General features: G+C 57.8%; 8 protein-coding genes. 3 read left to right on the top strand and 5 right to left on the bottom strand.

Annotation, left to right across the window (positions count from 1 at the left end; all coding sequences use genetic code 11):
- Positions 1–71: 71 nt before the first annotated feature.
- From NKH13_RS35295 to NKH13_RS35275, 5 genes are all read right to left on the bottom strand, one after another.
- On the bottom strand, positions 72–509 hold the full coding sequence (locus tag NKH13_RS35295) for a transposase (RefSeq protein WP_352722125.1): 438 nt from the start codon (positions 507–509) through the stop codon (positions 72–74).
- Between the two features lie 56 nt (positions 510–565).
- Positions 566–1,525 (bottom strand): class I SAM-dependent methyltransferase, encoded by a 960-nt coding sequence (locus NKH13_RS35290; RefSeq protein ID WP_352722124.1) that lies wholly within the window; start codon positions 1,523–1,525, stop codon positions 566–568.
- A gap of 12 nt (positions 1,526–1,537) precedes the next feature.
- Positions 1,538–2,494 (bottom strand): glycosyltransferase family 2 protein, encoded by a 957-nt coding sequence (locus NKH13_RS35285; RefSeq protein ID WP_352722123.1) that lies wholly within the window; start codon positions 2,492–2,494, stop codon positions 1,538–1,540.
- Positions 2,491–3,771, bottom strand: coding sequence for an O-antigen ligase family protein (locus NKH13_RS35280; protein ID WP_352722121.1), 1,281 nt, complete (start codon positions 3,769–3,771; stop codon positions 2,491–2,493). Before NKH13_RS35280 ends, NKH13_RS35285 begins: the two co-directional genes overlap by 4 nt.
- Positions 3,772–4,003: 232 nt before the next feature.
- Entirely contained in the window at positions 4,004–6,058 is a 2,055-nt protein-coding gene (locus NKH13_RS35275) for a hypothetical protein (RefSeq protein WP_352917439.1), read from the bottom strand.
- A 616-nt stretch (positions 6,059–6,674) separates the two neighbouring features.
- Between NKH13_RS35275 and NKH13_RS35270 the strand changes: the two genes are divergently transcribed.
- The 3 genes from NKH13_RS35270 to NKH13_RS35260 all read left to right on the top strand — a co-directional run.
- Entirely contained in the window at positions 6,675–7,517 is an 843-nt protein-coding gene (locus NKH13_RS35270; RefSeq protein WP_352722118.1) for a hypothetical protein, read from the top strand.
- Positions 7,518–8,038: 521 nt separating this feature from the next.
- Positions 8,039–8,731 (top strand): class I SAM-dependent methyltransferase, encoded by a 693-nt coding sequence (locus tag NKH13_RS35265; RefSeq protein WP_352722116.1) that lies wholly within the window; start codon positions 8,039–8,041, stop codon positions 8,729–8,731.
- A gap of 616 nt (positions 8,732–9,347) precedes the next feature.
- On the top strand, positions 9,348–9,444 hold a 97-nt coding region (locus NKH13_RS35260; protein ID WP_352917442.1), incomplete at its 3' end, for a transposase.

The raw sequence follows: 9,444 nt of genomic DNA, 5'->3' as shown, positions 1-9,444 counted from the left end.
CGATGATCTGCTCTTCCGTAAACCGCTTTCTCTTCATCAGTCCGTCCTTCAATCGAGGCCGGACTCTAATCTCAGATGGAGGAAATTACCCGTGGCAGGTCAAGCTTCACCAAACCTGCTTTCTCGGCGAGCTTCAACACCTGCACGAACAGCGAGGCCAGCGCCGGCAAGTGCCGCTTGCGGAAGTCCGAGATCGCGCGGAAGTCCGGCGGGTCGCCCGCCACGATCATCATGAAATCCGCACGCTCCAAGGCAGCCTTGGCGATCCGGCGTGAGGAGTAGAGGCCGCTCGCGTAGCCCTGCAAAAGCAGCGCCGTCATCATGCGCGGATCGAACGGCGGCTGACCAAGCACGCTCGTGTAACTGCCGCTAATCGCGGATAGATCAAGCTCCTCCCTCACCAGCGACACGATCAGCCGAGAGAGGTGGTTCTTGGGCACGTAGTCCTTCACGCTCGGCGGCAGAAGCTGTGCCTCATCGATCTTCCAGGGGCGAAATTCCTTGCTCATAGTCCGCAAGGAATCAGACTCGTCCCAACTTGACCAGTGACTACTCGGACAGGCTCCTAGCGTTGAGCGCCCCGATATTCGTCGACAATGCTGCTTAGTGAGATACTGGTTCCGGTGAGCCTTCCCAGGAAATAGGCCCCATTGCTGCCGTCGATCTTGTGATCCTCTCCGATCATGCCGTCCATGAGCGCGGCCAGCGCGAAGGGAAGACTCAAGACGTCACCAAGCCGCCGGCTCCGGGTAAGGCCACGTAGGAAATATTTCGCCGCCCAGTAGAGTGACAAGCCGGGTCCACCGAGCGCTCCGCGACTGATCGTTTCGAAATTCCGGAACAGCCAGCGATGTCCGACCTCAGTGAAGCGCGTAAAATCATAAGCGCCCTCATGCACTTGCTGCATGAATGGTGTCTCGGCGTAGACGAGACCGCCGGGCCGGAGCACGCGGGATATCTCTGAAACGACCTGTTCCGGGTTAATCACATGCTCGAGGACCGCCTGAATGCAGACGCCGTCCACCGAGCCACTGGCAAGCGGAATTTGATGGGCGTCCGCGATGAAATGCGTGTGTGCGGACGGGTAGATGTCGAATGCAATCTGTCGGACGGCCTCGGTTTCATAAAGTCCGTCGGTCCCCGCGCCCTTGGTTGCGGCGCCGATCATGAGCACGAGGGGGCACTCAACGCCGTGCGAGAGAATGTGATCGCGAAAGCTGACAACGTTTTGCGCGCTGAGATTCGCAGTTCCGAAGAGCCATCCCTTGGTGATCCTCAGCCAGTTCGGTCGCCTCTTTATGGGTGAGATGCCACTTGCCGTCAGCACATCGGCACGCACGAGACTGCAAGAGAAATCGATCAGTGCGGGCTGACCACGCACAACCGGATAATCGGCCGTTCGCGCATCAGAGAGCTCGGATTTCGTCTCCGTTATGGTCCTGCCGTTGCGGTACAGAATAATCGGTACGGAAGGATTCCCGGGCTGCCGCATGAGATGCTCGAACTCTCGCCATTCCGCCAGCATCTTTAGGAGCCCTCAGCAAAGTCTTTTGCGCAAGGCGCGGTAGAACAATAGCTTGGCTGCGCGGCGCACCTGCGGATCCATGCCCCTCGGCAGGGCGCAAAGGAAAATGTAAACGTACACCCGCCAGGACAATGGATCGTGCCGCATCGCGCGAATGAGTAAGCGCGCTCCGCGTTTCTTTTCGCCTTGAGCCACGCAATCATTGCCGGCTTTCGCGTACAAACGCGCGTTGCGCCGGCGAGCGAGGTGCGCAAGCTCCGGCCGTCGCATGACCCATTCTCGCGTGAGGCGTTCGGCGACCGACAGAAGCGCGTCGAGTCTGCGGGTTGTGTTCGAGCCATGGCGCCGTTTATAGACGAGGGCTCCGGCCACATGTTGAAATGTCCAACGCTCGGCTACGCGCATACAAAACTCTGTATCCTCTCCAACCCTGAATGCCTCGTTGAATAACCCGATATCTTCGACAATCTCCCGCCGCATAACGATACTGGAAGGAACAATCGGCCCATCAAGCAGAAAATATGTCGGCAGCGTATCGCATTGGTCCGCGCGATAGCGGCGAACGGTGACGTGTAGAGCATCGGAAAGATCCGGAGCGGAAAAATCGACAAAATCACCATAGACAAGACCTGCCTTGCAGCCATTGCCAAAGGCGGTCAATTGACGCTCAAGCTTGTCCTCAGCCCAGAGGTCATCGCCGTCGAGAATTGCAATAAAATCACCGGTAGCATGCCTGAGGGCAAGGTTCCTCGCCGATGAAGGCCCAATACCCGCCGCCGTCAGGACATGTATGCGCGGCTCCCGATCGGCCAGCGACGCAATCACTTCCGTCGAGCCGTCCGTCGAGCCATCATTGACAATGATGATCTCTTTGATGCGGTTCGATGCGGTCTGATTGATCACGCTTTCCACTGCCTGCACAATGAAGCGTTCTTCATTGTGGCATGTCATGATAGCCGAAACACTCATCTTGTGCTTCCTGGCAAGGGGCGCCCAAGAAATCGAGGATGCCTCATGCTTGTCGGGTGACTCCTCCGCGCCCTGTTCAATGATAGGCAAAGCCCGTGCCGCGTCAATTCCGGCAGGAGCGAGACAAGGATCAGCGTGACGAAAGCTCGTGTGCCTGAGGCTTCTGTTCCAACGTAGAAGGCGCAGGGAACAAGGAACATGAGGGGCAGAAGCCGTGCCTGGGCCGCTCCGATCAATCCGTGAAAAAGTGCCCAGCTTAGAGCACGGCTTAACCGAAACCATGCGGCGACCCATATCAGAACGTAGAGGCTGAGCCCAATGATGCCGTTCTCGGTGAGGATGCGTTGAAACTCGCCATGGATTCCCAGCCGCAGCTCGGCAGGAAGATCGCGGAACTCAGTATCGATAATATTTTTGAATTGGTTCGTCCCCACGCCCATTATTGGATGTTCGGAGATGAGCCGTCTGGACAGAGTCCAGGAAAACGAGCGCTGGACATTGCTCGGCGTGTCTCCAGGGGCATATTTCCCCGTTGCGGCCAGGTGTTCGTACTGCCCCATGCTCAGCGGATCGAGCATGGACTGCAATTGCTTCTCGACATAGGGGTTGTCCACCATGGTCGACACCGCAAGAAGAGCCACGAAGCCGGCGACGATCGCCGGTACCATCGCAGTGAGCCTTCCGCGCGTCAGAAGTGCAGCGGTCAGAAAGAGATAGATCAAAAACGCCTTGCGTTCCCCAGATAGCACGAGCAGGGGAAGTAGCCCTGCCCATACAAACCAAAGGGTGCGCCCCTTGGCCCGGTTGGCGAAGAGGAGGAGCCCCGCGAGCGCAATTGGAAGGAAGGTGAACACGAGCCTTGGATCGAACAGATGCTTCCAACCGACCGGGTAGCCATGATCCACATGCCAGGCGATCGTATAGGCGAGGATCAACACCATGCCGAAAAGCAAGATGTTCACGGTCTTGTACGTCTCAAGCCGTCTGGTCTCCTGTGCGAGCGCGAACGCAAAGGCGCCCACGGCTGACATCTGCAACAGCTCGCGCAGGCCATTCTCTATGCCCACGCTGAAGGCCGAGACCATGTGCCAGCCCAAGAAGGGCAGGAGCAGTAGAAAACCGGCTGGAAAAGCCAAGCTTTGCCAACGCCCCGTGGCCAGGCCGTTGATGAGCGCCAGCAATGTGATCAGCTCGAACGGACGCAGCAATACAAGACCCGTCTCGAGCCTGATTGGCAGGAAGAGGCTTAGTATCGCGAATGTGAGGAGATAACGCATCACAGCCCCTCGCGGCGCGATATTCTTTTAACACGTTCTCTTTCCGGGAAACAGAACCTTGTTGGATGTGTCAATGCCGGCAGGCGGAGAAAGACTCCGCCATGCCGCACGCGTGTCTCACCAGTAAGCGGAACCCGCGATGCCGTATTGGAGGGGAAGCTTGGCATCATGTTCCTACCGGATTAGGAAACCTCCCGCTTCTAGTTTGCGGCCAGGACTGCTAATCAAACACCTAGCCGACGGTCTCGCTTTCCGGGGTCCAGGCTTCTGGCTGGTCGAGCACAGAGACCGCGCGAACATGGCAGCGAATCTTATGCCCGACATCCCGCGAGCTGAGCTCATAGCTTGTGCCGGTTTCGCCCACGATCGGAACGCCGTCACGATACCATAGACACTCAATTTGCGACGCAATAACGTTCGCTACGACGGTCAGCGCCTGGCCCGGTGAAGCCTGGCCCGAGAAGGCCGGCAACGCGCTGAACCCCGTCGGGACCCTAGCCAGATCCGTTTCCGTCTGCCGGACCCTTATATAGTCAATCACCATGTCATACGTCTGCGACAGGTCCGGTTGAGCGCGGCCCTTTTTTTCATCGTAAGCGAAATCCACTATGATGTATTTTTTCGCTGTGAGTTCCGGCGTCGTCGGAACGCGCGCCACTTCATAGCCATCGATCACGAAATAACTATAATCATCCTCGATCTGTGCGTACCAAGTATGAAATTCGCCATCGTATACGTCGATCGTCGCTGGAAAGCCATTTGATGGATCGACTTGATAGCCGGCGATTTTCCGGTGCATGCCACGTGGCGCGAGATTTGGACCTGCATAATCGAGTCTGGGTTTGTGGACGTGCTGGCTTATGTTGATATAGGCCCCATTGAGACCGTCATATTCCCAAAAGTCAGTCTCAAGGCGATTACGCGTCCGCCAGATTAGATGCTCCCTGCCATACGCCCAAAAGGCAGGAAAAAATCCGGGGCGGGGCGCTGCGATCTTCGGTAGTTTGGCGCGGATCTCGAAGATCCCCTTTCCCCAACACCGACCCTGGCCATTGTTGTTCACGGAAGAGAACGCACCTGTTCTCCAACGGCGCTTGTACAAGAGCCGGAGCGCCAGCGTGTGGCTGGCGGCGTCGTGCACATAGGAGGACGGCGACGCCGAGACCCGCTGGGCATTGGCGTCAACACCGACGCCCGCGAGATGGGTCGGCGCATACCAGATGCTGCCTTGAGCGCCCTTGTAATCATCGACAATCGTTCCGGAATCGAAGTCGTCAAGAAAGACCGTTGAATAACCGCGGATCGGGGGCGCCGCCTCACCACGATGAGCGTATCGCTCATTGCCAATGGCTGCCCAGGACGCCCACGAGGCTGAATCGAACTCATAACGTGCCGGTTTGTCGTTCGCATCCACGGCTGAAGGAGGGCTCTGGCGATAGGGGTGATCGTCGGGCAGGGCGGATTGCCGGCCGACGCGCCACATCCCCCATCCGATCAGCTTGTCGATCTGCGAGTCATTTAGTTCACCTTGTCCAATGATGACACAGTCGATCGCGACTTCGGCCCTCATCGGATTGTTCACATCGCCCATGAAGCTCTGCGATTTCATCCGGTTGGGTGCCAAAGCATAAATCGTCTGGCCGGCCGTCTTGACCCCATTCACCACGGCCTGCATCACGAATCCGCGGCGGTACCCGACCATGACATTCCAGTCGCCAAAATCCTTCGAGCATTGCCCTTCCTCGCTCTTGAGCTTGCCGTCATGGAGCCGCGAAACGAATGTGCCTGCCGAGGGCTTGAAACAGACCTGCGGCTGGCGATGCAGCGGGCCACCCTCCGCTCCATTGACGCAAAGAACGGAAACGTTATTCGCATCGGCGTTGACTGCCGAATTGCACCGGGCGATCACGAACCACCAGCGGTGAAGGTACGGGGCATCGTTATCGACGGGCCAAGTCAACGCCTGTTTCGTGTCCTTTTTGAAGAGGACGCCGCCGTTATTCGGAAGCTTTGTCGGGCGCAGGGTGGGCTCGGCTTGCACCGCAGCCACCGGCTTCACACCGCCGGATTGCCACGAGGAGACTTCGCCTTCGGCCAGGTCCTCCTGAAACCAAGATTTCACGATCATTTCCGGGAACAGACCAGGATGCCAGGAGTGAGCTTTCGGTTGCGAGCCTTGCGCTGGACCGGCGGCGCGAGCATCCCGTCCTGGGCGACCGGATGCCGTCAGCACAAGGGCGGCGCATGCGGCCCGTGCCAGATCCCGGCGAGAAATGCGGTGGGTCATTATCGTGTGCCTTACCTATCTCACGTCGCGCCAATATCCGCTGGTTTCGAGCTAAGGCTGCACCAGGACGCCCGTTACCGATTATTGCGCTTCTCCTCGCAAAACAATTCGCCGCTTTAGTTTGGCTTTTCAATGACGCCCTGCGGCGCGCCGAAGGGCAACAGAATCCTTCGAAACGGAGTGGTCTGCGAGCATCGAGGTACTTATGGAACGAGCCGTTATCGTCATTCGTTCGGTCGAGGGGGCTCGAACATACGGTCAACATGATCGCTGCCTCTCTCTCGACGTAAGATGGCCGCAGACAAGTTCTGGCAATTCTGCTACAAGGGGCCCAGCTTGCTCCGAAGATCTATCCGCGCGCCGGAACCCACTTGGTTCCGGTCGTCTCCCGCGAGTTCAATGTGATGGACTCCGCCCGTCCTAGTACCTCCTTCGGAAATCGGATTTCCCATGCGTTTTCGTGTGGTACGCTCCTGACGATGGTCGATAACCAAAAACACGCGCGCTACAGGTACAGTGACACGAGCCTTTACGACGCGAGGGTTAGGAAATACTATCGCCCAATACACTCAGACAGTTCAAATAGCGCACCGAACCGCAATCCCTGGACCCCAGAATGGATCGAGCCATTGTCATAAATTCCTTCGGCCGCGGCGGGTCGAACATTCTGGCGAATATGATCGGCTCTTCGCCCGGCGTCCTCATGACCTTCGATGAGTTTTGGCAGTTCTACTACAACGGCGGCTGGAATCTTCCTCCAAAGGTCTATCGGCGTCTGGGAGTCCAAGCGGGCAAGCTTGCCTCCAGGTCAGTGTTCTACGCGAAGCGATTTCAGAAGCGTCTGGAAAGAAGCATCCAAGCGTCGATCGCCGCTGACTACCAGCTGCGGAAGGAAAGGGGGCTCGATCTCGCGCTCGCGCGCCACGTCCTCTTCAAGGTGACTGAGTACGACATCTTCCTGAACTCTGAAATCGAGAAGCAGTTCGAAGAGACGATCTTCGTCGGGCTGGTGAGGAACGGGTACGGCCTTTGCGATTCATGGAAGCGCCGAGGGGTGCCGGCCATGATGGCGGGTCGAGTCTACAGCCACATTGCCGGCAAGATGCTTGAGGAACAGGCTGCCAGAGACAACTACTTGCTTGTCAGGTTCGAGGATATGGTTGCCCATCCTCTCCGCTTTCTGGATCGCCTGTACGGGCGCCTGGCGCTGCCGCGGCCCCGTGAGGACGCCTATATTCACAAGCCAAAGGGCTATGGGCCCGGTCAGGAGGCCGCCGCGTCTGCAAGTCGCACCATGCGCATAGTGGACAAAAGCTACTGGGCGTCACTCCTGGCCGAGAACATAAACGCTGCTGCGATCGAGCGACTGACGAGCGAGGACCTGAAGGACTTCAACAGGTACGGCTCCGGCGTCATGGAGACCCTGTACGAGGTCCGGTGGAGCAGCCCGGGCCCCTGAATTCGCACAGAATGGAGCAAACGACGAGGCGAACGGTGATAACGATGCGGGCCTGTGGCGACAGACCCTCGCACACTGTAACTAGCGGATGGGGCATGCTCGCCGATGCGTCCGAATGAAGCCAAGCACGTTCAGACGATCTTGGCTTCGCTTCCGAGCGAAGCAATGAATCCCTGCCTGAATATCGGCTCCTCGACCGCCCACTTCCGGACGGTGGAACAGCCCCACGTCGACTTGGTTGGAGATGTGCTGGATCTGGCTTTGCAAGAGCAACGGAGGGCGCTCCCTCTACCCGCGCTACTCCACCTACTACCACGAGGCAAGGTGCCACAAGCGTGGCTCCGTCTCGGGCGGATGATGAGACTAGAACAGCATGAACATCGCGGTTATCATCCCGGCCCGGAACAGACAGGCCGTTATTCTGCGCGCGCTCCAGAGCGCGCTTTCGCAAGGCCTGCCCGAAGGCGCTTGGACTCCCAGCCAGTTTCACCGTATGCTATTGATCCGTGGAGTGTTAGTAGATGCATTCAAGATCCGATACGCTCTATACACGTCTAAAAGGCGCGCGGTATTTTGAGCAGCGGAGCAGTTACCGAACAGATACCGTCCAGAAGTCTAGAGCAAGGCTTTTCGAGGGTTTCAGCAGCCACGCGGACGTCGTTCTGGATTTCGGCTGTGGCACAGGCGGTATCCTCTCGTGCTTGCCAGCGGTGAAGCGAATTGGCGTAGAGATCAACGAGACCGCTGTTAAGGAAGCGTCTGCGCGTTTGGACCTTGTTGTTGGCTCACTTGCGGATATCCCGTCCGGCACGATAGACAAAATCATTAGCTATCACGCTCTCGAGCATGTTGACAGCCCGTCGACGGTGCTCCTGGAAATGTTGCGCGTCCTAAAGCCCTCTGGCGAAATGAAGGTATTCGTACCGTGCGAGATGCCGATCATTGCCCCGCAGCATCGCTCATGGTCAAACAATCCCCACATGCATCTGCATTCTTGGACCCCGCTCACCTTGGGCAATCTGCTTACGGTGCTTGGCTTTGAGGTGATTGCGGCCCGCATGCTTCCGGGTTCTGAAGGTGGAAGGCTCGGTGTGCTCTTTCCGAAGGACTCGGCCCTTCGTAAAGCTGCGGCTTTCTTAAAGGCATGTAGGACTGGAAGGTTTCATACGGCTGTCACCGCGCGCGCTCCTGCTGATTTACGGCATGACAAGTAGCACCACCGTGAGGTCTCAACGAATTAACTTTCAAGTGTGAGACGCTGAATTGGCGGCATATGCTGGTATCGGAGCGGGCCACCGAAGAACTTGCTCAAGATCAAGGACGTAGTCGAGAGCGAATTCGTATTGCTCGGGGTTGCTGTCAGGATCCAAGACCGGCCAACACCGAGCTCGCCCGCCTTGCACGAAAGAGCCTGCCGTTCCGGGCCGTCGCTGTAAAAGATCGAGGTTTGCCGAAATTCCGCGGTCTTGGAGCCTTCGGATGGCCTCAATCAGGCGGTCAAAATTCTTTCGCGCTGTAAGGCGTCCGGCAGCGGCAAGCTGCAGGGGTGTACACGCCGGCAACTTCCGCGTAGTCGTCCGTCTCGCAGATTGCATCACCGCAAGGCCCCCGATCATCGTACGGCAGGAGTGTAAACGCCTTCATCTCGGGGTCCTGCCGCATTGCCGGATCGACAAATTCAAGCCAAAGCCCGAAGCCATGCCCGCACCTGGTCGAGCATGGATCGAATTGTGAGGAAAAGTCGACCATACCCTGGCATCTGCGACTGACCTGCCACGGGTAATTTCCTCCATCTGAGATTAGAGTCCGGCCTCGATTGAAGGAGGACTGATGAAGAGAAAGCGGTTTACGGAAGAGCAGATCATCGCGGTTCTGCGTGAGCACGAAGCGGGGGCGAAGGCGGGCGACCTGGCGCGCAAGCATGGGA

The sequence above is a fragment of the Mesorhizobium sp. M1348 genome (assembly GCF_040317925.1).
Classification (GTDB): Bacteria; Pseudomonadota; Alphaproteobacteria; order Rhizobiales; family Rhizobiaceae; genus Mesorhizobium.
Note: the sequence above shows the minus strand (reverse complement) of the source record. Positions and strands in the feature narration are given on the sequence as shown.

Excerpts from the sequence above, each read along its gene's own strand:
- NKH13_RS35295 (WP_352722125.1), bottom strand. The coding sequence starts at position 509 with ATGAGCAAGGAATTTCGCCCCTGGAAGATCGATGAGGCACAGCTTCTG.
- NKH13_RS35290 (WP_352722124.1), bottom strand. The coding sequence starts at position 1,525 with ATGCTGGCGGAATGGCGAGAGTTCGAGCATCTCATGCGGCAGCCCGGG.
- NKH13_RS35285 (WP_352722123.1), bottom strand. The coding sequence starts at position 2,494 with ATGAGTGTTTCGGCTATCATGACATGCCACAATGAAGAACGCTTCATT.
- NKH13_RS35280 (WP_352722121.1), bottom strand. The coding sequence starts at position 3,771 with ATGCGTTATCTCCTCACATTCGCGATACTAAGCCTCTTCCTGCCAATC.
- NKH13_RS35275 (WP_352917439.1), bottom strand. The coding sequence starts at position 6,058 with ATGACCCACCGCATTTCTCGCCGGGATCTGGCACGGGCCGCATGCGCC.
- NKH13_RS35270 (WP_352722118.1), top strand. The coding sequence starts at position 6,675 with ATGGATCGAGCCATTGTCATAAATTCCTTCGGCCGCGGCGGGTCGAAC.
- NKH13_RS35265 (WP_352722116.1), top strand. The coding sequence starts at position 8,039 with ATGCATTCAAGATCCGATACGCTCTATACACGTCTAAAAGGCGCGCGG.